Annotated in this window: 22 protein-coding genes and 1 tRNA gene; 12 read left to right on the plus strand and 11 right to left on the minus strand. The window is 57.2% G+C overall.

Going from position 1 to position 22,465, the window contains the following annotated elements:
- Nucleotides 1–145: 145 nt before the first annotated feature.
- Nucleotides 146–1,120 (plus strand): exodeoxyribonuclease VII large subunit, encoded by a 975-nt coding sequence (locus GAL01_RS03640; RefSeq protein ID WP_231865382.1) that lies wholly within the window; start codon nucleotides 146–148, stop codon nucleotides 1,118–1,120.
- Between the two features lie 12 nt (nucleotides 1,121–1,132).
- On the opposite strand, the gene GAL01_RS03645 is transcribed toward GAL01_RS03640, so the two are convergent.
- On the minus strand, nucleotides 1,133–1,432 hold the full coding sequence (locus GAL01_RS03645) for a hypothetical protein (protein ID WP_062031057.1): 300 nt from the start codon (nucleotides 1,430–1,432) through the stop codon (nucleotides 1,133–1,135).
- A gap of 131 nt (nucleotides 1,433–1,563) precedes the next feature.
- Nucleotides 1,564–2,097: a hypothetical protein gene (locus tag GAL01_RS03650; RefSeq protein ID WP_231878089.1), complete on the minus strand. Its 534-nt coding sequence runs from the start codon at nucleotides 2,095–2,097 to the stop codon at nucleotides 1,564–1,566.
- A gap of 106 nt (nucleotides 2,098–2,203) precedes the next feature.
- Between GAL01_RS03650 and gap the strand changes: the two genes are divergently transcribed.
- Both gap and GAL01_RS03660 read left to right on the plus strand, forming a co-directional pair.
- Nucleotides 2,204–3,226, plus strand: coding sequence for a type I glyceraldehyde-3-phosphate dehydrogenase (gene gap, locus GAL01_RS03655; RefSeq protein ID WP_099253085.1), 1,023 nt, complete (start codon nucleotides 2,204–2,206; stop codon nucleotides 3,224–3,226).
- A 3-nt stretch (nucleotides 3,227–3,229) separates the two neighbouring features.
- Nucleotides 3,230–4,444, plus strand: coding sequence for a phosphoglycerate kinase (locus GAL01_RS03660; RefSeq protein ID WP_062029418.1), 1,215 nt, complete (start codon nucleotides 3,230–3,232; stop codon nucleotides 4,442–4,444).
- 322 nt (nucleotides 4,445–4,766) lie between these two features.
- On the opposite strand, the gene rpoH is transcribed toward GAL01_RS03660, so the two are convergent.
- The gene (gene rpoH, locus GAL01_RS03665) at nucleotides 4,767–5,660 is read right to left on the minus strand and encodes an RNA polymerase sigma factor RpoH (RefSeq protein WP_062029416.1); all 894 of its coding nucleotides are present in this window, start codon (nucleotides 5,658–5,660) and stop codon (nucleotides 4,767–4,769) included.
- A 244-nt stretch (nucleotides 5,661–5,904) separates the two neighbouring features.
- On the minus strand, nucleotides 5,905–6,873 hold the full coding sequence (locus GAL01_RS03670; RefSeq protein WP_062029413.1) for an RluA family pseudouridine synthase: 969 nt from the start codon (nucleotides 6,871–6,873) through the stop codon (nucleotides 5,905–5,907).
- Between GAL01_RS03670 and GAL01_RS03675 the strand changes: the two genes are divergently transcribed.
- Together GAL01_RS03675 and GAL01_RS03680 are read left to right on the plus strand one after the other, a co-directional pair.
- Nucleotides 6,872–7,246 (plus strand): hypothetical protein, encoded by a 375-nt coding sequence (locus GAL01_RS03675; protein WP_062029410.1) that lies wholly within the window; start codon nucleotides 6,872–6,874, stop codon nucleotides 7,244–7,246. The genes GAL01_RS03670 and GAL01_RS03675 overlap by 2 nt on opposite strands.
- 64 nt (nucleotides 7,247–7,310) lie before the next feature.
- Nucleotides 7,311–7,787, plus strand: coding sequence for a TspO/MBR family protein (locus GAL01_RS03680; RefSeq protein ID WP_062029408.1), 477 nt, complete (start codon nucleotides 7,311–7,313; stop codon nucleotides 7,785–7,787).
- Nucleotides 7,788–7,795: 8 nt separating this feature from the next.
- Here GAL01_RS03680 and GAL01_RS03685 read toward each other — a convergent pair whose 3' ends face one another.
- Complete coding sequence (locus GAL01_RS03685; protein WP_062029406.1) at nucleotides 7,796–8,095, minus strand: ArsR/SmtB family transcription factor; 300 nt, start codon at nucleotides 8,093–8,095, stop codon at nucleotides 7,796–7,798.
- 96 nt (nucleotides 8,096–8,191) lie between these two features.
- Between GAL01_RS03685 and GAL01_RS03690 the strand changes: the two genes are divergently transcribed.
- Nucleotides 8,192–9,277: an alkene reductase gene (locus GAL01_RS03690; RefSeq protein ID WP_062029404.1), complete on the plus strand. Its 1,086-nt coding sequence runs from the start codon at nucleotides 8,192–8,194 to the stop codon at nucleotides 9,275–9,277.
- Nucleotides 9,278–9,321: 44 nt separating this feature from the next.
- Here GAL01_RS03690 and rlmB read toward each other — a convergent pair whose 3' ends face one another.
- The gene (rlmB, locus tag GAL01_RS03695) at nucleotides 9,322–10,170 is read right to left on the minus strand and encodes a 23S rRNA (guanosine(2251)-2'-O)-methyltransferase RlmB (RefSeq protein ID WP_174694436.1); all 849 of its coding nucleotides are present in this window, start codon (nucleotides 10,168–10,170) and stop codon (nucleotides 9,322–9,324) included.
- A 68-nt stretch (nucleotides 10,171–10,238) separates the two neighbouring features.
- On the opposite strand from rlmB, the gene GAL01_RS03700 reads away from it, so the two are divergent.
- Together GAL01_RS03700 and GAL01_RS15435 are read left to right on the plus strand one after the other, a co-directional pair.
- A tRNA-Tyr gene (locus tag GAL01_RS03700) sits at nucleotides 10,239–10,324 on the plus strand.
- 914 nt (nucleotides 10,325–11,238) lie between these two features.
- On the plus strand, nucleotides 11,239–12,480 hold the full coding sequence (locus GAL01_RS15435; protein ID WP_145995602.1) for a hypothetical protein: 1,242 nt from the start codon (nucleotides 11,239–11,241) through the stop codon (nucleotides 12,478–12,480).
- A gap of 337 nt (nucleotides 12,481–12,817) precedes the next feature.
- Here the strand turns inward: GAL01_RS15435 and GAL01_RS03710 are convergent, their stop codons facing one another.
- The 3 genes from GAL01_RS03710 to GAL01_RS03720 form a co-directional block, all read right to left on the minus strand.
- Nucleotides 12,818–13,942, minus strand: coding sequence for an SMP-30/gluconolactonase/LRE family protein (locus GAL01_RS03710; protein WP_062029400.1), 1,125 nt, complete (start codon nucleotides 13,940–13,942; stop codon nucleotides 12,818–12,820).
- A gap of 75 nt (nucleotides 13,943–14,017) precedes the next feature.
- Nucleotides 14,018–15,217: a DUF2075 domain-containing protein gene (locus tag GAL01_RS03715; RefSeq protein WP_062029397.1), complete on the minus strand. Its 1,200-nt coding sequence runs from the start codon at nucleotides 15,215–15,217 to the stop codon at nucleotides 14,018–14,020.
- On the minus strand, nucleotides 15,214–15,702 hold the full coding sequence (locus GAL01_RS03720; protein WP_062029396.1) for a YbaK/EbsC family protein: 489 nt from the start codon (nucleotides 15,700–15,702) through the stop codon (nucleotides 15,214–15,216). The genes GAL01_RS03715 and GAL01_RS03720 overlap by 4 nt, the downstream gene beginning before the upstream one ends.
- A gap of 324 nt (nucleotides 15,703–16,026) precedes the next feature.
- Here GAL01_RS03720 and GAL01_RS03725 point away from each other — a divergent pair, with 324 nt between their 5' ends.
- Complete coding sequence (locus GAL01_RS03725) at nucleotides 16,027–16,815, plus strand: triose-phosphate isomerase (RefSeq protein WP_373317651.1); 789 nt, start codon at nucleotides 16,027–16,029, stop codon at nucleotides 16,813–16,815.
- Nucleotides 16,812–17,633 (plus strand): DeoR/GlpR family DNA-binding transcription regulator, encoded by an 822-nt coding sequence (locus GAL01_RS03730; RefSeq protein WP_062029393.1) that lies wholly within the window; start codon nucleotides 16,812–16,814, stop codon nucleotides 17,631–17,633. The genes GAL01_RS03725 and GAL01_RS03730 overlap by 4 nt, the downstream gene beginning before the upstream one ends.
- On the opposite strand, the gene GAL01_RS03735 is transcribed toward GAL01_RS03730, so the two are convergent.
- Entirely contained in the window at nucleotides 17,620–18,654 is a 1,035-nt protein-coding gene (locus GAL01_RS03735; protein ID WP_231865291.1) for an alpha-E domain-containing protein, read from the minus strand. The genes GAL01_RS03730 and GAL01_RS03735 overlap by 14 nt on opposite strands.
- Nucleotides 18,651–20,177, minus strand: a complete 1,527-nt coding sequence (locus GAL01_RS03740; protein WP_062029391.1) for a circularly permuted type 2 ATP-grasp protein — start codon at nucleotides 20,175–20,177, stop codon at nucleotides 18,651–18,653. The genes GAL01_RS03735 and GAL01_RS03740 overlap by 4 nt, the downstream gene beginning before the upstream one ends.
- Before the next feature lie 300 nt (nucleotides 20,178–20,477).
- Between GAL01_RS03740 and GAL01_RS03745 the strand changes: the two genes are divergently transcribed.
- Together GAL01_RS03745 and GAL01_RS03750 are read left to right on the plus strand one after the other, a co-directional pair.
- Nucleotides 20,478–21,356, plus strand: a complete 879-nt coding sequence (locus tag GAL01_RS03745; protein WP_082790691.1) for a transglutaminase family protein — start codon at nucleotides 20,478–20,480, stop codon at nucleotides 21,354–21,356.
- Nucleotides 21,343–22,419: a zinc-binding metallopeptidase family protein gene (locus GAL01_RS03750; protein ID WP_062029389.1), complete on the plus strand. Its 1,077-nt coding sequence runs from the start codon at nucleotides 21,343–21,345 to the stop codon at nucleotides 22,417–22,419. The genes GAL01_RS03745 and GAL01_RS03750 overlap by 14 nt, the downstream gene beginning before the upstream one ends.
- The last annotated feature ends 46 nt before the right edge of the window (nucleotides 22,420–22,465 follow it).

Genomic DNA, 22,465 nt, shown 5'->3' on the forward strand with positions numbered 1-22,465 from the left:
AACCTTCTGAAAAACAGGCAAAAAATCGCGTGAGAGCCTGCAAGCCCCCTGTAAGAACATTTGTTCTTTCTCCATATGGTGACGGATGGACGCTTTTCCGAGACGCTCCCGCTCATCTTCCGGGGCAGGAGACACGACAACACTGATGGTTCTTTCTCCGCTACAGGTACAGGACCTGTTCTCTGCGCGGCTGGAAGAAATCTGTGCTGCTTTCGACGACTGGGGCTTCCCGCTGATCGTGGCCGGGCAGCTTGGCGATGCCGCGCCCAATTCCTATCCCAAATATTACCAGCTTCCGCTGACCGACCCACAGTTCGGCACCACCCTGTCGCTGGAAGTGCAGAAATCCGTTCTGGCGCGGGCGGGTGTCGGGCCTGGCGATCATGTCCATGTGACCGGCATGCTGCGGGCGCGGCAATACCGGGGGCAGATTGTGCTGCGTTTCGAGGCAGTGGCTGTTGAGCTTCATGATCCGGCACGGCAGAAGGTCGAACGCGTCGAGCGATCCCTGCTGGATGTTCTGCGGGGGCTGCCCTGCGCCTCGCATCCCTATCCTGCCCGACCGGAAGCGCGCCTTCTGCTGATCCATTCAGCGGCCTCAAGCGCATTGGTGGCGGAAGACTTCCTTCAGGCGCTCGGGGGAGCCTGGCGCCCGGAACGTGTGAGAAGCCTGCCCACGGCCATGAACGATCCCGGTCGTCTGGCAGAAGCGATTGGCACCTGCCGGGAGGAGATTATCGTCCTGATCCGCGGGGGCGGAGATGCGTCAGATTTCGTGGTGTTTGAAAACCCGCAGGTGATGGAAGCGCTGGCCGTCTGTTCGGCGCACCGCGTTCTGGGGCTGGGTCATACGGCCAACCGTACGCTCGCCGAGCGCGTTGTAGATCATGCCGCGACAACGCCCGCCGATGCCGGACACTACATCCGTCGTATGAGCGGCCGGATCTGGCAGGAACAGGAAGAAGCCCGTGCGCAGCAGGAAGAAATGGCTGCGCTCCGGGACAGTGTGGCGTTGGATGTCGTGCCGGAACGGGCATCGGTCGGAACACGCCTGCGCAACGGGCTGATCCTGCTTGCGACTGGCGCAGCCATCGGCCTGCTGCTTACCCGACTGCTGTAAGGAATGAGAGTCTCAGGGGGTGGACGTTTTGCGGAGTGCTCCGGTCATCCGCAAAACGGCGATGACCATGGCTCCAAGAAACAGGCACAGACCCAGGCGACCATACCCATGGCCCTTTAACAGCACGGTGTTCAGAGCGAGAATATAGGTCAAGAGGGTCAGTTGGCCTCGAACGCCCCGTTGACCGAGGCGGAGTATGAAACCTGCATACAGAATGCCCAGCGCCAGTTCGGCAGCAGTCATATGTCCCATGTAACCGCTGATGACACCGGAAATTCCTGTCAGGGCAAGCAGAGCGTCTGTTCTTGACATGGCCTCGGACCTCTTTTCCTGAGCAACCCTAAAATCCGTAGCAGCCGGAGCAATCGTGCGTCAATTTGGAACCAAAACCACCTGATGCAGTGCCCGCCGGATTGAAAGGAGTGCTCGCATACAGCGGAAGCTCAGCGCACGTCCACGCGGACGAAGGGTTTTGTGGCCGACGGGTCAGTCATCGCATGCATTTCGATCTGGATGGACTGGGCGCCCGCCTTTTCGATATGGGCGGCAACGCCCGCTGCCAGATGGTCGGTCACATCCGTCAGCGCCTGTGCCTGCGTATCCGGGCTGGGCTGGGGCGGCGCGAAGGCCTGCACGATGAACAGGACATTTGCCTTGCGCGACAGGGCGGCTTTCGCGGCGCGTTCGACAATGGGGCCGTACTCGGATTCCGGGGTGCCGTCCGGAATGGACAGGAAGGGAGCGTGCGGCGGCGGTCCCGGAGGCGCGGGCGGGATAAAGGGGTGAGGGGGCTTGCCTGCGTCCGGATTGAACGTGCGCTGGTCCAGCAGCTTGCACCCTGACAGCAGGGGGGTTGCCAGAAGCAGCCCACCCATCAGGAGTGCTGAGTGCGGGACAAAACCCCGCTGCGAACGGAAATGTCGGACGAATGGTGCCATATCGCGCGGAACCGTCGCAGGAACGGAGGGTTTGAGCAAGATTATAGAGTCAACTTAATGAAAAACTGTTGATGCCCCCTGTCGCTCTGCTGTGGCGGTGCTATGGAGGATGCCCGAGTTTTCAAGAAACGGAGTAGGGCAGGTCATGGCTGTAAAAATCGCGATCAACGGTTTCGGACGGATCGGACGGCTGGTGCTGCGTGGCATCATCGAGAGCGGTCGCACGGATGTCGAGGTTGTCGCCATCAACGATCTGGGTTCCGTCGAGGCCAACGCGCATCTTCTGGCTTATGACAGCACGCATGGCCGCCTTCCTGGAACCGTTCGCGCCGAGGGCAACAGCCTGATCATCGAAGCCAATGGCCGCACCTATGGTCCGATCACGGTATCCGCCGAGCGCAACCCGGCACAGGTCCCGTTCCAGGGCGTCGATGTGGCGATGGAATGCACGGGCCTCTTCACGTCCCGCGAAAAGGCTTCGGCCCTGCTGGAAGCCGGTGCCAAGCGCGTCGTCATTTCCGCTCCCGCGACAGACGTTGATGCGACGATCGTGTTCGGTGTGAACAATGATGTCCTGACGCCGGACATGAAGATCATTTCCAACGCGTCCTGCACCACGAACTGCCTGGCGCCCGTGGCCTCCGTTCTGGACAAGGCCTTCGGGATCGAATGTGGCTACATGGTCACGATCCATTCTTACACGGGCGACCAGCGCACGGTGGATACCCTGCACAAGGACCCGCGCCGCGCCCGCGCCGCCGCGCTGAACATGATCCCGACGTCCACGGGAGCTGCCAAGGCCGTCGGTCTGGTTCTGCCGCATCTGAAGGGCAAGCTGGACGGAACCTCCATCCGCGTTCCGACCCCAAATGTCTCGGTCGTTTCTCTGGATTTCGTCCCGACGCGCGCTCCGGCTTCCGCCGAAGCCGTCAACGAAGCCATCCGTGCCGCTTCGCTCGAAGGGTCCCTGAAGGGTATTCTCGAGTACAACACGGCGCCGCTCGTCAGCTCCGACTTCAACCATGACAAGGCGTCGTCGATCTTCGATGCGACGCAGACGGTCCTCGTCAATGGCGGCAAGATGGTGCGCGTCTGCTCTTGGTACGACAACGAGTGGGGCTTCTCCAACCGTATGGCCGATACGGCAGCCCTGTTCGGGAGCCTCTGAGTGATGGCCTTCCGCACCCTTGATGGTGTGGACGCACGCGGCAAGCGCGTGCTGGTCCGCGCCGACCTCAACGTCCCGATGCATGACGGCGTCATCACCGATGATACCCGCCTGCAACGGGTCGCGCCCACCATCCGCGAACTGGCCGACAAAGGTGCGCGCGTCGTGGTGTTCAGCCATTTCGACCGCCCCAAGGGGCAGGTCGTCCCGGCTCTGTCGCTGCGTCCGATCGCGCTGAAGCTCGGTCAGATCCTCGGCCAGCCGGTCGGTTTCGTGGCCGAATGCGTTGGTCCGACCGTGGAAGCCGTCGTGGGTGCGATGGCGGACGGGGACATCATCGTTCTCGAAAACACGCGCTTTCATGCGGGTGAAGAGGCCAATGACCCGGCGTTCGCCAAGGCTCTGGCACAGAATGGCGACATTTTCGTCAACGACGCGTTTTCAGCCGCACACCGTGCCCATGCCTCGACCGAAGGCGTGGCACGGGATCTGCCGTCCTTTGCCGGGCGTCTGATGCAGGCGGAACTGAGTGCGCTGTCGGCTGCTCTGGAGAACCCGGAGCGCCCGGTCGGTGCGATCATTGGTGGTTCCAAGATCTCGACGAAGCTCGACCTGATCGGGAATGTCATCGAGAAGGTGGACACGCTGTTCATCACAGGGGCGATGGCCAACACGTTCCTGGCGGCTGAAGGCATGAATGTGGGCAAGTCCCTGCAGGAAGCCGACATGCACGAGACGGCGCGCAAGATCGCCCATCTCGCGCAGGAAAAAGGCTGCGAGATCATTCTGCCCGTCGATGCGGTCGTGGCACGCGAGTTCAAGGCCAATGTCCCGACCGAGACCTGCCTGATCGGCGAAGTCCCGGACGATGCCATGATTCTCGATGCCGGTCCGCGCACGGTCGCGCTGATCCGCGAGCGTCTGGATACGCTCAAGACGCTGGTCTGGAATGGGCCGCTGGGTGCGTTCGAGATTGCGCCTTTCGACAAGGCAACGGTCGAGGTTGCGCAGTATGCCGCGCAGCTGACGGAAGAAGGCAAGCTCAAGACGATCGCCGGTGGTGGCGATACGGTCTCGGCCCTGCGTCATGCAGGCGTTGTAGACAAGATGACCTATGTCTCCACCGCTGGCGGGGCTTTCCTCGAATGGCTGGAAGGCAAGATTCTTCCGGGGATCGAGGTTCTTCGTTCCGCGGGCCACGATCTGGGGCTCACCTGAAAAAAGCCGGGAGGGGAAACCTTCCCAGCCTTTTTTATGGAGAAGTGGCGATGTGGAAAAGAGTGCTCTCCGCCTGCCTTCTATTATGTGGTCTTGCGGGCTGTCAGGCTTACGACCAGCCGCCGACAGCGCCGGCACCACCGTCTACGGGAGAATCCATTCGCAGCGGGCGTCCAGCGGGGATGCTTCTGTCACCCTCAAAGCCTGACCAGACGCCCTATTTCTGAAATGTTAGATGATGCAGGACAGGTATGGTTCAGTTAGTCTGTCACAAAAAACGCCCGCCGGGATATCCCGACGGGCGTTTTTGTGATGTGTCGCTTCAGGCCTGAAGCCCGTTTTCGCGGCGGCGATGTTCGACTTCAGCCGCCATGGCCTTCTGGAGCTTCTCCATGGCGCGGGCTTCGATCTGACGGATACGTTCGCGCGAGACGTTATAGTGATGGGAAAGGTCTTCCAGCGTGGAAGGCTCTTCCTTCAGGCGACGTTCGCTCAGGATATGACGCTCACGCTCATTCAGCGTCATCATGGCCTGATCCAGAAGCGCCTTGCGGCCTGTGAACTCCTCGGATGCAGCGTAGGTCTGTTCCTGGTTCTCGTGGTCGTCCACGAGCCAGTCCTGCCACTCGCCCTCGCCATCAATACGCAGGGGCGCGTTCAGGCTGTGGTCCGGCGCGGCCAGACGCTGGTTCATGGACATGACGTCCTGTTCCGGCACGCCCAGAGTGGTCGCAATCGAGTTGACCTGCTCCGGCTTCAGATCGCCATCATCAATGGCCTGCATCTGCCCTTTCAGACGACGCAGGTTAAAGAACAGCTTCTTCTGCGAAGCAGTCGTACCGATCTTCACCAGCGACCAGCTGTGCAGGATGTATTCCTGCATGGCGGCACGGATCCACCACATGGCATAGGTGGCAAGGCGGAAACCACGTTCCGGGTCGAACCGGCGGACGGCCTGCATCATGCCAATGTTGCCCTCGCTGATGAGTTCGTTCACCGGCAGGCCGTAGCCACGATAGCCCATGGCGATCTTGGCTACGAGGCGCAGATGGGACGTGACGAGGCGATGGGCCGCGCTCGTATCCTCGTTCTTGCGCCACTGGCGGGAGAGATCGAGCTCTTCCTGCGGGGTCAGCAGGGGGAACTTGCGGATTTCCTGAAGGTAGCGGGTGAGATTGTTCTCGGGACCCACTGAAATGACGGCTGGGGATGCCATGGTCTTCGACTCCTTTCGCCCGGGGCTTAACCCGCATCCGGATGAGATGGAGACTCATACGGACCGGCGACGGGATAGTTCCGTCTGACCCAGGTGACGCATTGGGAAGGACTTTCACGTCCCCGACCGTCAGCCCCCGGACTGGGCGACCTCTGGTGGTACGATCCGTTCCGGCGGCGCGTCAGCTCGTCGGATGAGTGGTTTATGACAGGCTCAGCCAAAAAAGTCAATAGCCTTTTAAGGTTTAGCCGATCAGTCGCTTTTTCAAGGCCTGGAAGTCTTCAGGGGGGGCAGTTTCGAACGAAAGCTGTTTTTTCGTCCGCGGATGGATAAATCCGAGTCGGGTCGCATGAAGCGCCTGACGGGAAAAATCGAGCGCAGCGTCCTTCGCATCCTGTGACAGACCGCGCGCTGCCCCGGGAATCCGGCGCAGATAGACCGGATCGCCGAGCAGGGGATGGCCTGCATTCGAAAGGTGAACACGGATCTGATGGGTCCGTCCAGTGGCGAGGCGGCATTCGATCAGGGAGACGGCGGCCTGATAGGGTTCGATCAGCCTGAAGCGTGTCAGGGCGACCTTGCCGCCACTGCCCACGACCGCCATGCGTTTGCGATCCCGCTTGTCGCGGCCGATATTTCCGTCGAACTCGCCTTCAGAGGGCAGGAGACCCCAGGCGAGGGCCAGATAGGCGCGGTCGATGTCACGGGCGGCAAACGCTTCGGACAGCGCGTTATGGACCATCGCCGTTTTGGCCACGACCATCAGACCGGACGTGTCCTTGTCCAGACGATGCACGATTCCCGGTCGCTTCTCGCCGCCAATGCCTTCAAATCCTTCGCCGCAATGGCCGAGCAGGGCGTTGACCAGCGTGCCCGTCTCGTTTCCGGGGGCCGGATGGGTGACGAGACCGGCCTGCTTGTCGAGCACGATCAGGTCGTCGTCTTCATAAAGGATAGTGAGCGGAATCTGTTCCGCGATGGGCCGGGCGGGGGTTGGGGCCGGGAAGGTTAGCAGCAGGTCCATGCCGTCACGCAGTGTTTCCGCCGGTTCGCAGACCGTCTTTCCATTGACGGAAAGGCTGCCGCTTTCAATCAGGGCCTTGACCCGGGAGCGTGAAACCGTGCCGATGGCGTCCGCCAGCGCGCGGTCGGCCCTCTGGCCAGCCGTGGACGCATCGACAACAAGACGGAATGGGGAAGCAGGATCAGACATGACACAGGGTGTAGCCGAGGAAATGGCGAACAGCGAGTCGCAGACACCAAAAGCGCTTCTGGCCGCTGTAATTTTGATGGGCGTGCTGATTATCGCGGCCGTTTTCGGGCTGATCGGCGTGATTGCCTACCGCTTTCTGCATCCGCGCCCGAGCGTCACGGCAACCGTGCCGCTGGTGGAGGGAGGCTTCTCACGTCTGGCTCTTCCGCTTGGTGCGGGCGAGCACATTACCGCGGTTACGGCGCGCCCTGACGGTCTGATGGCGGTCACGCTCAGCGGTGCCGGAAGTGACCGGGTGCTGTTGTGGAACCCGGAGGCCGGGAAGATTGCCGCCGAACTGGATTTCGGAACGCCCGCGCCGTCTTCGCCCTGACCGGTCTGAACCTGCCGCCGTGTTTCCGCGTTAAGGCGGCAGGATTCAAAAAGGATACCGGATAATGGGACGTCTGATTGATGCGGCCTTGGCCGTCGGCACGGTTTTTGGGGTGCAGTACGCCTCGCGTGAAATCAGCCCGGCGGATGATGCGTCTACCCGCCGGTGGTACGACCGGCTGAACAAGCCGCATTTCAATCCGCCCGGTCCGGTTTATGGCATCGTCTGGACGATTCTGGACGGGCTTCTGGCCTGGTCGGGCTATCGGCTTCTGCGGGCCGAGAAGTCCTGTTGCCGGACGGTAGCGCTGATCCTCTGGGCCCTGTGTGTTGCCGGTGTGGCAGGCTTTCCGTTCTTCGTGTTCCGCAAACGACAGCTTGGAACGGGTCTGGCCATCTGTGTCGGCCTGATCATGACGTCCGGGGCCTCGATCTGTGTGGCGCACAAGGTGGACTGCAAGGCCGCCTCGATGCAGGTGCCGTTTTTAGCATGGCTGATTTTCGCCACCTGCATTCACGAAGAAATCTGGCGCACGAACTGAAGCTGTCCTCAGGCCGCGTTCAGAATGGCCGTCATCAGCCCGGGAAACCGTGCGTCGAGCTCCTCAAAGCGCAGGGAATTTCGGTGCTGGACGCCTTCAATGCGCGTTCGCAGGACGCCGCTTTCACGCAGGACCTGAAAATGGTGCGACATGCTGGATTTGGGCCGCGTCCCGATCAGCGTGGCGCAGTTGGCCTCTCCGACCCGGCCCAGATGTCGCACGATGTCCAGACGCGCAGGATCAGCCAGTGCGCGCAGCACCAGAATCAGTTCGAATGTCGCGGGGTCAGGATGGTCGTAGGCAGCCATGAGATCTTATCCCTTTCCTAAAGTTTTATCGCAACACTTGCTTTGTTCGAGTTTTGTCGAACAATATGATGACCAGTCCATTGAAGGAAAAACAGGATGCCAACGCTGTTCGATTCGATTGATTTCGGTCCCATTCACGCAAAGAACCGGATTCTGATGTCTCCGCTGACGCGTGCGCGCGCCGACAGGAATGCCGTTCCGACGCCGATCATGGCGGAATACTACGCCCAGCGCAGCAGTGCCGGACTGATCATCACCGAAGCCACGGGTATTTCCCGCGAGGGTTTGGGCTGGCCGTTTGCCCCCGGCATCTGGTCGGATGAGCAGGTGGAGGCCTGGAAGCCGATCGTGGCCGCGGTTCACGCCAAAGGCGGTAAGATTGTCTGCCAACTCTGGCATATGGGGCGGATGGTCCATTCTTCCGTCACGGGAACGCAGCCCGTTTCGGCCTCAGCGACGACCGCTCCGGGTGAGGTCCATACCTATGAAGGCAAAAAGCCCTACGAACAGGCACGCGCCATTGATGCCGCCGATATCAGCCGCATCCTGAACGATTACGAGAACGCGGCACACAACGCCATCCGTGCGGGTTTCGACGGTGTGCAGATCCATGCGGCCAATGGCTATCTCATTGACGAATTTCTGAGGGACGGGACGAATCTTCGCACCGATGACTATGGGGGTTCGCCGGAAAACCGCATCCGGCTCCTGCGTGAAGTGACCGAACGTGTGATTGGCGCGATCGGCGCAGAACGCACAGGTGTTCGCCTGTCACCGAATGGCGATACGCAGGGCTGTATCGACAGCGCACCGGAAACGGTTTTTGTGCCGGCCGCAAAACTGCTTCAGGATCTGGGCGTGGCCTGGCTCGAACTGCGCGAACCGGGCCCGGACGGAACTTTCGGCAAAACGGATCAGCCCAAACTGTCCCCGCAGATCCGCAAGGTCTTTACCCGTCCGCTGGTTCTCAATCAGGACTATACGTTCGAGACGGCGCAGGAAGCTCTGGCAGAAGGTCATGCCGATGCGATCGCTTTTGGTCGGAAGTTCATCTCGAATCCCGACCTGCCGGAGCGTTTTGCGCGCGGCATCACGCTTGAGCCGGACAATATGAAGACCTGGTATAGTCAGGGGCCGGAAGGATACATCGACTACCCGTCCGCGACGTCTGGCCCCAACTGAACCCTGTAGGCGTCCGGGAGCCATCGTCGCTCCCGGATTGTCTTTCAGACCGGCCGCACGAGTTCGTACAGCGCAACGGCCGCAGCATTGGAGACGTTCAGGCTCTCCATGTCGCCGGGCATGTAAACGCTGGCGATTTCGTCACAGGTCTCGCGCGTCAGGCGGCGCAGTCCGGCCCCTTCGGCCCCGAGAACCAGTGCCACACGCCGTCCGGCGAACCCCTTTCCGTCCAGTCGTGTGCCCCCGGCATCCAGGCCGACAACCCAGAAATCCTCGGCCTGAAGAGCCTGAAGCGCGCGGGAGAGGTTGACCTCCCGCAGGATGGGAACGACGTCCAGCGCGCCTGAGGCCGCTTTCGCCATGGCGCCGCTTTCCTGGGGGGCATTGCGATCCTGCACGAGGAGGGCTGCCGCGCCGAAAGCCGCGGCAGATCTGAGAATGGCGCCGATATTGCGCGGATCCGTCACCTGATCCAGCACCAGAACCGGTCCTGTCCGTTCAACGATATCGGGAATGGCAAGTGTCTCCAGAGGTTCAACCCGCAGGCAGACACCCTGATGCACGGCATCGCGCTCACACAGCTTGTCGAGGCGCTCACGGTCCACGATCTGCGGCTTGTGTGAGGCACCTTCAAAAGACGCCGCAGCTTCTCGCGTCGCCAGAAAATCATGGATGACCCGCTCAGGATTGGTGAGAGCCGCCTGTACGGCATGATGCCCATAAATCCAGTAGCCGGAACCGGAATTGCCGGCATGGCCACGACCGGAACGGCCACCGCGGCCGCCAGAGCGCTCACCGGAGGAGCGGGACGGCTGCTCAGCGTGTGCGGAAGGAGGGGAGGAGCGATCCGTGGAACGGTCGGGGGCGGAACGGGAGGGAGATCTTCTGGCCATAAAAAGCATATAATCGACAACAGGCGATTGACATAGCCGTCAATCCGCCATATCTGAACCGCCGACCCGGAGAGGTGCCCGAGTGGCTAAAGGGGGCGGACTGTAAATCCGCTGGCGTACGCCTACGTTGGTTCGAATCCAACTCTCTCCACCAGGTCTCTTCAATCTAATTTAATGATTTTTCCCCTTAGGGGGCTGAGCCTAGTCATAATGACATTGGCGGCTCTATAATTTTTCCGCATGGCTCCACCGAAATAATTTCCGGGCAGATGGCCGACTTTGGAAAAGAATACTCAGCAATTAAAGGCCGATTTCAAACAAGAGCGTGTCTTGCGGAAAATCGAAAATGAGACGCGTGATATGCGATCTTTTTTGCGATGTCGCCTCTTAAGCTACTGGGAGCGAGAAGTGTCTCCGGTTTCGGCAATTGCGTCACGCAGGAAAGTCCTGGATGCCCCTTGCAGCAGATCTGTATTAGTTATTTTTATATCATAAACAAAATAAAAATAACTTAAATAAATATCGAATTTCACTCATTATATAATAAATTGTTTATACATATATTTAAATAAGTGATTAAAAATAGATTCTAAGACCTATACGATGTCTGATTGCTCAAACCAATAGTGGTGTAGGCGTGAAGAAAAATTTATCAGTATTTAAAATTACAGTGTATTTATTATAATATACTTTCTATTATTTAAGTGTTTATAACATACCAATTAGTGCACAGTATCTTATGCAGCCAAAAAGAATCGAGCATTCATGTTTGACTCGTAACTGATAGCATGTGATTTAGGATTTTAATGAGGCCATTTTCCATTGGCATGGATTTAAATAAAAATATTTTCATGGACTAGTTTTAAGAAACTCGATTGCCTTACGATCGTTTCTAAATCTAGAAAGATTCAGATACAAATATAATCAAAAAGAAATAATGCATTTTATGGAATACGCCGGATATTCATAAATCTTTACATAAATCGCATAAATAAAATTTTTAATTATATCATTGTTAATGATTATTTAAATAATAATATCAATATTTATTTTATAAATGGAGAAAATATGATTTTCCATAATGATTTTATGTCAATAAATTTTTCTCCTTCAAGAGGAAATTTAACGGCAAAAAGTATAAAAGATACAATTATCATATCAATAAGCGGTATAGGCCATGAAGATGAAGCTGATAAATATATTCTATTAGAGGATAGTTTTGAAGATTTCAATATTTTGGGAATAACTAATAAAAAAAGAGATTTCTTCATAAATAATTCCACTGAATCTGCGCTTGATTTTCTAAAAAAATTTCTAAGTAATTTTTCTCGCATAATAATAATTAGTCATTCTATGGGAGGATTTTTTGCATTTTATATTTCAACATATATAGAAGTGGACTTGTGTATTGTATGTAGCCCATATTTGTCTTTATCAGAAAGCGAAATGAATTTAAATGATAGTGAAGAGAGGCTACTGTTCGATAAATTAAACAGCAGTTACATAGAAAATTATTGCCTTAAAAACGTTAAAATATCACATCTTTCGCCAAAGAAACAAGATAAATTTATAGTAATACTTGATTTATCGATTAAGGATGACGTCAAGACATTTTATTTAATAGATAAATATTTAAATAAAATAAATACAGTAATTCTTCCGGGTATAGGTCATTTATCATTATATTATCTTGAAAAAAGAAAAATCATAAGTTCTGTGATTCGTGCTGAATTGGAAGAGGGAAGTCCATTATCTACAAAAAAAATACTTGAGAATATACTTAACTATTATCTTGAATTTACTATTTCTGAAAAATCAAAAATATGTATTAAAAATCAGATCTATTTTAATGATAAAAATGTATATAAAAATTATTATTCTTTTGTTTATGATTTTATTCCATATAAAGAAAGTAAGGATTTATTTCTTATTCTCAATAAGCATGGTTACATGATGAGTTTTTTTTATTCGATTTCGGGTTTTTTCTGGTCAGAGACACCATTTGAAGATAGTAGATTTTCTCCTGTTGTTGTAAATATTGAACAAAGAAAATGTTTTTGTTTTTATGACTGTGATTATATAGAGGTTGATTACGGAATAATTAGTGCGGAAGTTAACAAAATTGGAAAAAATTATATAAAAATTCCTTTTTCGGAAGATTTTTTTATAAATTATTTTGGGAAATTGAATTTCAATGATAAAATAAATATTTTTTCGGCTATAAATTTAAATAAAAAACATCAAAAAAATAATGATTCTTTATCTTTTAGCAATAAAATCAGAAGAATATTTGGAATTAAGGGTGTTTGATTAACATATATATTTGTTACCGGAATGCCATGTTGTGATAATTCTCTGGCTTTGAGTTTGTGCTTTTGTAGCGCCTCAGGAAACACTCTATGGCAAAATGATTTTGTCAGTATAAGCAGGTGTCTCTGTGTTTTCTATTCCGGGTTGGTTTTGGATTTTCAGTCGATAAAGGTATACGATTTACGAATATAGAGCAGTAAAAATTCTGGAAGAGAACTCCGGCCTCTCTGAAATTGCTCTTTCATGCATTTCTCTGGTTGGATCAAAGGGGGGATTGCAGAAGTTATGGAACGGCAGTGCCGGAGGGCTGGGGAGCGCCTCCGGGGGGAATGTGGTTTCAGTCAAGAGGCGCGATCTTCACGACAATATATGGCATGACTTCGAGGTCTTTACCGTCATGAAATACCGGCAGACGCGCCCACTGCCCAACTGTGCCATAGAGCGCGCCATTGGCGTAGGTTAGGCCATCGGGTTCAGTCAGGCGCGGATCATGGGCAACGACCGAGATCTGACCGTCAGGACGGTGTCTCAGGATTGCGTGACGTTCGTTATCCGTGATGTAGAGCGATCCATCCGGGCCGGTGGCTATGCCATCGCTCATCCCGGTTTCGCCTTCATCCTTTACGGCCCGCTCCAGATCGGTTTCGCTGGTTTTCGGATCGGACAGGACGGCGGTGGGCGCGGAATAGAGGCGGCGGCTGCTCAGCGGCTGCCAGTAAAGCGTCTGCTGATCGGGACTGATGGCAATGCCGTTCACCCCGCCCTGAGGGACGATGGCATGTGATGGATCATAACGCCCTGTCACGCCATCCATCATGGCCACAAAGCCCTGGACGGGCATGACGGAGACCGTGTCCGCGAGAATGCGACGCTGATGTCCTGTAGCCAGATCGACGACAATCAGTGCGGGATGCACATCGACGGAAGTGTCCGAAATGAACGCGCTGCCCGCTTTGCCATGGGTCAGGTCAATGCGGACGTCATTGAGGTGGCTGTCTGGCAGAAGTGCCGGAGCGCCAAGCGGGATAACCTGCGCGATTTTCCCGCTGGCGGGGTCTATCCGGAACAGCTTCTGTGCACCCGCCACGGTTCCCGTGCCAGACACCATGCCTTCATCCAGTACCCAGAGCTGTCCGTTGGCATCCACCGTCATGCCAAGCGGAGAGACGAACTGCTCCTGTGAGGCGGCATCGGGGAAGGGGGTCAGCTTGCCTTTCGCATACAGCGCAAGTTTGGCCCCCGAATGTTCATGGGCGCTGCGGGGGAAGCCGAGCACCATGCGCCCATCAGGCAGAACGGCAATGCCGGAGGGCTGGGCGTTGGAAAACCGTCCGATGACCTGCACATTGCCGGATGAAAGCGTGCCTTTGTCCACGGTTTCTGCGGCGAGAAGAGGGGACGCGGTGGTGAGAGATGAAATACCGACGCTGAAAGCGAAAGCCAGAAATGTCTGACGAGCCATGGTTAAGTCTCCTTTACCGGTAAAGGAACAGAATGGCTGCGCCATGACAACCCACGCCCACGTGAATGCGGAAGATCAGCGTTGCAGGAGCCGGTTTCGCAGGGCAGGATCATGGGCATACAGGAACAGCCCATGAATGCCGCGCGTGAGGATGACGTTCAGGGCGTTGAGAATAACGCGCTTTTTTGCTTCTTCGGGTGCAGTGATCCCCTTTCGCCCTTGAAAGGCCGCGGTGTCTTCATACCGCTCTGGCCGTACGCCGATCTGGTCGTGTTCTGCGTCGTAAAACAGTGAAGGCCCAAGGATGACGCCGGCATAATTCAGGTCGAACCCCTGAATGGTATAGACAGACCCCACCTCGTCAATCGTATCGGGGCGCTCGGCCCAGGGCAGTTTTTCGCTTGGCAGGGAGCGGTCCCAGCGCAGATGGAAAGCACCTTCGGTGATAAAATGGTCTTCACCATTGAGCGTGTAGGGATAGTCATAGGTCGAGAGCAGACGACAGAGGCCGTGTTTTGCGTTGCAGTCACGCAGATCCGCGTAAAGCTTCGCACAGTCGTCATAGATCCGCAGATCGAAGCCCGGATCTTGCGGGCGTGGCAGGATCCTGCCCTGTCCCAGAGCGTCAATCCACGAACATGTGGCTGCACTGGCCGCAACACGGAACTGGGTTTCGAGATGGAAGGTTTCGGAGGGACGGCCTTTGCGGAAGCTCTCAAGAAGATCGGTAGACCAGTGGCTCTTGAATTTCAGTACCTGTAACGGATCAAACACGACCACCACGATCCGTGCCCAGCGCAGGAGTTCCTCCAGATGGTTCTGCTGGGAAAAATGATTGTACCGGTCCGGTCGCGTCAGGAGCAGGTGCGCTTCGTCCACCAGAACGATATCTGCGTGTTTTCCGGTCTTTGCGGATTTATTGATGAACGTTGTCGGGCGCTCGTAATCGCTTTTGCGCAGGTTTGGCATCGTGGCCGCGATGTTGCGATAGAGCTTGAGCATTTCCGGATGGTTGACGATCAGCATGTTCCGCAGATCCTTCAGTGGATCGGCAGGTGAGCCGCTCCGCGCCCGGGTCTGGAGCGTATTGAAGATCGCATTCAGGACGACGCTTTTTCCTGTGCCTGCCGCGCCTTCAATAATGAAAAGGGCGCTGTCGTCCTTTCGGTGGCGTTCGCAGAATGAAACCACGCGATGCAGCAGATCCATCTGTGGTCCGGACAGTGCAAGCTCGGGGGAGAGCTTGCGCGTTGCGGCATTGTCGGAAACGCTCATGGGGCTCGGTCTGCGGCGATATCGGCAACCGTGGCATCCGTGGCGCGCTGCGCATCCGCGGGCGTGATCCGCACGACCAACCCCTGACCGCCCGCATTGATATAGACATGCGCACGCGGCATTGCGTCCTGTGACAGGACGACCGGGATCGGCGTTTTCGATCCGAACGGGCTGGTTCCGCCGGACTCGAAGCCGGTTAGATCATGCGCCTTTTCAGGGCTCATCATGCGGGCATTGCGCCCGTCGAACAGGGCGGCGACCTTCTTGAGATTCATGCGCTGATGCGCAGGGGCCACGACGCAGACCGCCTGTTTCTTGTCCACTTCGACAACCAGCGTCTTGAGCACGTCTTCAGGTGGCACGCCGATCGCATCCGCAGCCTGCATTCCGATCAGGCCGCCATTAGGGGCATAGTCATAATCATGAATGCTGAAGGGAATGTTCCGGGCCATCAGGAAAACGGTTGCGGCTGTTTCTCGGGTCATGTGCGTGCTCCGTTTCCAGAAGCAGGCCATATACGCCGGGCGGCTGAATTCCAGCAAAAATCAGCGAGGCCATCCCGGGTGGGACCTGCAGTATCGTGTTGCCTGTATGGGCGCGCGGAGGCGGGTTGGCAACATGACGGATGCTGGAAAGAGGCGGCCCGTTCTGCGCTAGGCTGACCCGGAGTTGCGAGATGTATCGTTATTCATGAGACACATGACGTTTTTTTCGTTATTGTTTAACGCTAAAGAGATTGCTGGCCGCTCTGGGGGCGGGAGAGTCGTCGTGACGATTCAGCAGGTCGGAAAGCTGTCGGGAGAGGCATTGTGAGTCAGAAAAGCATCTGGATCGGGACGAACTGGAAAATGAACAAGGGGCCGGCCGCAGCCATTGCGGACGCCCGGGCCCTCGCGTTTTTTCGGCCCCCCGAAGGCGTCCGGTGTTTTCTGGCCCCGCCCGCCACGTCTCTGCGGGATGTGGGAGCGGTCCTTCAGGACAGTCCCCTGATGGTTGGCGCGCAGAACATGTACTGGGAAGAGAACGGGGCGTGGACGGGCGAAATTTCCGCGCCGATGATCGCTGAATGCGGTGCGTCCATTGTTGTATTGGGGCATTCGGAGCGTCGGCTGCACTTCGGGGAGACGGACTGGACGGTCAATCTGAAGGTCCGCGCAGCGCTCCGGCATGGTCTGCGTCCCCTGATCTGCATTGGCGATACGCTGGACGAATATGAATTCGGCGTTTCGCAGGAGACTCTGGCGCGGCAGACGAAAATCGCGCTGCACGGGGTTTCACAGGAAGACCTTGAACGGGTTCTGGTGGTCTATGAGCCCGTCTGGGCCATTGGAGCGGCAGGCCGTCCCGCCGAACCGGCTTTCGTCTCGCAGATCCATACGACGCTGCGCGGCGTCGTGCAGGGGATCGTGGGTCAGGGCAGCTCCGTGCGGATTCCGCTGCTTTATGGCGGGAGCGTTTCGCGGGGCAATATCCGCGATTATGTGGCCCTGCCGGATGTGGATGGCGTGCTGATTGGCCGGGCAGGCTGGGATCCTGCGGATTTTATGGATCTGGTCGAGAGTGTGCGTGACGTGGTGTCTCCGAAGGTTCCTGCATGATGAATGCCCTGCTTACGGAAGGGCAGGCACTGTCCGGCCGCCGGCGCGGGATCCTTGATTATGTCACCGAACATGGCGTGGTGCCGGTCGCGGACCTGCTGAAGCGCTTTTCGCTCAGTCGGGCGTCGATCAACCGGGATCTGCTGGTACTCTGCGCGCAGGGGCTGGTGCGGCGGGTCGGCACAGATATTACGGCTCTTCCGAACATCAGCGCAGCGGGCAGCGTGATGTATCGAAGAGGACAGGCTGTTGCCGAAAAACAGGCGATTGCGACGCTGGCCGCCTCCATGGTCAGCCAGGGCGACACCATAGCGCTCGATGATTCCACGACTGCCGGAGCAATGGCAGACAGACTGTCCGACATTGCCGGATTGACAGTCGTGACGAACAGCCGTGGGCTCGTCAGCCGTCTGGGGCCTTGCGAGACGGTCGGGTTGATTGGTCTCGGGGGGCGTTACAGTCCGACGTTCGACGCCTTTGTGGGCAGGATCTGCGAACAGGCCGTGAGGTCCATGCGGATCAACACGGCATTCGTGTCGGCAGCGGCAGTCTCTGGAATGGCGGTCTATCATCAGGTCGAGGACATCATCCAGGCCAAGCGTGCCCTTATGGACGTTGCGGATTGCCGCGTTCTGCTGGCGGACAGCCGGAAGTTCGACACTTCGGCCATGAACCGGCTGGCGCTCCTGTCCGAATTTGATGTCGTGATTACCGATGACGGGATTGATCCCGTCCGCGCCGGGCTTTTGCGGGATGCAGGCATAGCCCTGAAGATTGCGGACGTGCCCCGTCCCGGTTCCGGAGTTACTCCGGACTGAGGGCCTTCTGCCGCGTTATGACCGGGGCGGCCGGCCAGAATGTGACGGAGACTTCCGCCTGCAGGGCTGAGAGTTCGTCCTGGATGTAGGTCATATATTCATGCAGTCCGCGGGAAATGATGTCCTCGGCCGTCTGGTCTTCGAGCGTGGCTCTTAGATTAATGATGCGTTCCTGAAGCGGCCCGCACTGGTGGCGGAGATTGTAGTGTGTGGACAGGGCGTTCAGCGTGCTTTCCACCTGCCGCAGATTGAGCATCAGCGACCGCGGAAAGCCCTCGTTCTTGAGCAGAAATCCCACGACATTGGCGGGTGTGGTTGTCACGGGCTGGAGGCGGCGGAAGGCGTGATAGGCGGCGGCCGAGCGCAGGACGGACCCCCACTGCGTCAGATCCAGCTGCGAGCCGAAGGTTTCGCCGCCGGGCAGCAGCGTGTGATAGCGGATGTCGATCAGACGGGTGATCTGGTCGGAACGCTCCAGATATTTCCCCAGCAGATAGAACAGCCATGCCTGATCGCGGTACAGCGTGCCCTCGGTGACGCCGAAATGCGTCTGGCAGTCCTGTTTAATGCGGTTGCACAGCCCGGACAGGCCATTACGGCGGATGTCGGGCGTTGAAAGCTCCATCATGCTCTGGGTGAAGATGTTGAGCTGCATCCACATTTCAGTTGAGATCAGCGGGCGCGCCGAACGGGCGTTTTCCCGAACCATGTGCGCCATGGCGCGGATGGAGGTGGGGTTGGTATTTTCCGTGATGTAGAAGGCGAGGATATTGTCTTCCGTCGCGGGCAGCGCATAGAGGGCGGCATAGCGCTCCTCATCCGAGTTGATCTGAAGGATGGAATCCCATCCCGGACTGCCGTCGGGATTGCGGACGAAGGCTTCCGTCACTTCCAGAATACGGGCGAGATTCTCGATCCGCTCCATATAGCGGGCGAGCCACATCATGCTTTCGCCATAGCGCGACAGCAGCGTGTTAAGATTGGCGAGCATGGCGGGAAAGCGTGTGCCAGTCTGTGTCATCGGGCCATCACCCAGGTGTCTTTCGAGCCGCCGCCCTGTGAAGAATTAACGACCAGCGAGCCTTTGCGAAGGGCTACGCGGGACAGACCGCCGGGGAGGACCCATGTGTTTTTCCCCGTCAGTGCAAAGGGTCTCAGATCCACGTGCCGCGCCTCCACGCCGCTGGGACAGAGCGTGGGGGAGACCGAGAGGTCGATGACGGGCTGGCTGATATAATTGGAGGGATCTTCGAGCAGCTTGGCGCGGAATTCGTCCAGTTCGGTCTGCGTGGCCTGCGAGCCGATCAGCAGACCATACCCGCCCGACTCGCCGACGGGCTTGATAACGAGTTTGTCCATGTTGGCGAGCGTGTAGGCCAGTCCCTCCGGCTCGGCGCAGATATGAGTCTGGACGCTGTCGAGGATCGGGTCTTCGCCAAGATAATAGCGGATGAGACGGGGCATGTAGGCATAGACGGCCTTGTCGTCCGCAACTCCCGTTCCCAGCGCATTGGCCAAGGTGACATTTCCACGGCGATAGGCCTCTACGAGACCGGGCACGCCGAGCATGCTGTCCGGATTGAACGCCAGCGGGTCCAGATACTCGTCATTGAGGCGACGATAGATCGAATGGACGGGGCGGAGGCCTGCGACCGTGCGCATGTAGACGCGATGGTTCTCGACGATCAGGTCCCGGCCTTCGACGAGGGGCACGCCCATCTCGCGGGCCAGAAAGACATGTTCGAAATAGGCGGAATTGTAGATGCCCGGCGAGAACAGGACGACCTGCGGATCGGTCACGCCCTCGGGCGCGACCTCGCACAGGGTCTGATGCAGCTTGAGGCCGTATTCCTCAACCGAACGCAGCGGCATGCCTGAGGCAAGGTCGGGCATCAGGCGCAGCATCATGTGCCGGTTCTCGATGACATAGGAGACGCCCGACGGCGTGCGCGCATTGTCTTCCAGGACCATGAAACGGCCACTGCTGTCGCGGATCAGGTCGGTTCCGTTAATATGGACGTAGACGTCCCCCGGAACGCGGACGCCGACCATGGCTTCGCAGTAATTGGGGTTGCCGAGCACCAGACTGGCCGGAATGATGCCGTCCCGCAGGACATGACGCTCGTGGTAGATGTCGCGCAGGAACAGGTTGAGGGCCCTGACGCGCTGCTGCACGCCGCGGTCGATATGCTCCCATTCCGAGGCCGTCAGAACGCGCGGGATCATATCGAAGGGGAGAATGCGGTCGATCGCTTCGCGGTCGGAATAGACGGTGAAGGTGATGCCCAGTCGATAGAGCTGGGTCTCGGCAGTGCTGGTGCGATGACGCAGTTCCGACAGATCAAAACCGGCCAGACGGTCGCGCACGGTCCTGAGCGACGACGGCATTTCGTCCGTCCGGCGCATGAGTTCGCAAAAGAAAACCGGCGTGTCATAGGCGGCGAAAATGCCTGCCGCAGCCTTCGCGGGGGGCAGTGCGGAGAGACTGTTCGTGGAGGGAGTGGTCGCGGAGGGATTGGGAGACTGCAAAACCGGCTTGTTCATTCTCTGCCTCACACCCTGTTTTTCCCCGACCCTGTGTGCTGAGGGAAAATCCGATCAGCCGTGCCGGTTCATTACGATAGTTTATTAACGGAGCAAGATTCCGGCGCTTTGCCAAGCGTGAAATTTGGCGTTTGGACAGATCAGGAAAAGTCTGGTGGAAATTGTTGCGGTTCCCGACAGGGCTGATAGGGTAATGTTCTGAACTGCCATCAGACCCGGTGGTTGCCGGAGCGGGATGGCCCGAAAATCCTGTGCCTGGAACGCGTTTCTGAAACTGATTGTCCACAGGGCCTGCCAAGCATGAATTCCCGCGTCATACTGCGCCACCATACCCGATATCAGTATGACCGGCCTGTCTTTCTGGGACGCCAGACCGTGCGGCTGTGCCCGGTGTCCCGGGTGGAGCCAATTATCCGGAATTATGCGCTCGACGTGTCGCCGGACAATGCGGATGTGCTGTGGCGTCAGGATGCGTATGGCAATCGCGTGGCGGAAATCCGGGTTCCGGAGCGTGTGACGGCGTTTGATGTATCGGTCAGCATGGACGTAGATCTGGGCAGCCGGCAGAATGCGGCCGAAGGGGTGGAAATGCCGCTCTGTGCGGCCTACCGGGATGTGGATGCGGCTGGGACGCAGGTGTCCCGGTTTGTCGAGGCCTGGCGGGTGGCGGGTGAGCAGAGGGCCCCATCCGTGGTGGCGGACCTCAACCGTGCCGTGGCGGAGCGTCTGACCTATCAGCGCAGGCTTGAGCCGGGCGTGTGGGCACCGGAAGAGACGTTGCGGCGGGAAAGCGGTTCATGCCGTGACAGCGCATGGCTTCTGGTGACGGTCCTGCGGCATCTGGGGTTTTCGGCGCGGTTCGTGTCCGGCTATCTGATCCAGCCGGATGACGCCGAAGGCCTGAGCTGTGACCTGCATGCCTGGGCCGAGGCCTGGATTCCGGAGAGCGGCTGGGTCGGTTTTGACACCACGTCCGGGCTCACGGTGGCGCAGCATCACATTCCGCTGGCGGTTGCCGGCCGCCCTGAGGAGGCCGCGCCCATTTCAGGAATGCTCGACCGGTGCCGCGCGACGTTTGATGTGACGATGCGGGCGGAGCCTTTTCTGTCCGGGAGCGATACCCCGGAACTGGTCATGATCGGGCAACCCGGTGTAATGCGATCCTATGAAGCTCTTTGAGTGCCAGTCCTGCGGACAGATTCTCTTTTTTGAAAACACGGTTTGCGAGCATTGCCGCCATCCGATCGGGTATCTGCCAGAACAGTCGCTGCTGACTGCGCTGGACCCGGCTGGAGAACGCTTGTGGCGTCCGCTGGAGCCTTCGGCCCGTCAGGAAAGCGTGCTCTACTGCTCCAATCACGACTATGGCGTCTGCAACTGGTTGACAGAGCCTGATCCCAATAATGGCAGGCCGTTCTGTTTTGCGTGCAGTTTCAACCGTACGATCCCAAGCCTTGATACGGCTGAAAACCTTGAGCGGTGGCGGAAAATAGAAGTCGCCAAGCACCGCCTGTTCTACACGCTGCTGCGCCTGAAGCTGCCCATCCGGAATCGGCGGCAGGACCCTGAAAACGGGCTGGTGTTCGACTTCCTTGATGATGCGCCCGATGGCTCTTCATCCGTCATGACGGGGCACTCCAACGGCGTCATCACTCTTGCGATCCGTGAAGCCGATGATGCGTCCCGTGAGCGGATGCGGATCGAGATGGGAGAGTATTACCGTACGCTCCTGGGGCATTTCCGGCATGAGATCGGACATTATTATTGGAATCTTCTGGTGCGTGATGCCGGAAAACTGGATGAGTGCCGGGCCGTCTTCGGAGATGACAGGGCGGATTACCAGCAGGCGCTTCAGGTCTATTATGACAGCCCTGCACCGCCCAAATGGCAGGAGAGCCATGTCAGCGTCTATGCGACCTCTCACCCTTGGGAAGATTTTGCGGAAACCTGGGCGCATTACCTGCATATCGTCTCTACGCTCGAGACTGCGTGTGCCTTCGGAGTCAGCGTGAATCCGCGGCTTGAGGGGATCGGTCATGCTTCTGGTCGGACGCTGGGAGATCCTTATACGGAAGCGTCTTTCGAAGACATCATGCAGGCCTGGCTGCCCCTGACCTATGCGGTAAACAGCCTGAACCGCTCGATGGGGCTAGCGGATTTCTATCCGTTCGTGCTGACGGCAGGAGTCATGCACAAGCTTGCCTTCATCCATCGTCTGATCCGCGGAAGCCAGAGCGCCTGAGTTCCGGGAAAACTCTACGGAACGGTTTTGCACGTCATGATGTAAG

Source organism: Gluconobacter albidus (assembly GCF_002723915.1).
Classification (GTDB): Bacteria; Pseudomonadota; Alphaproteobacteria; order Acetobacterales; family Acetobacteraceae; genus Gluconobacter; species Gluconobacter albidus.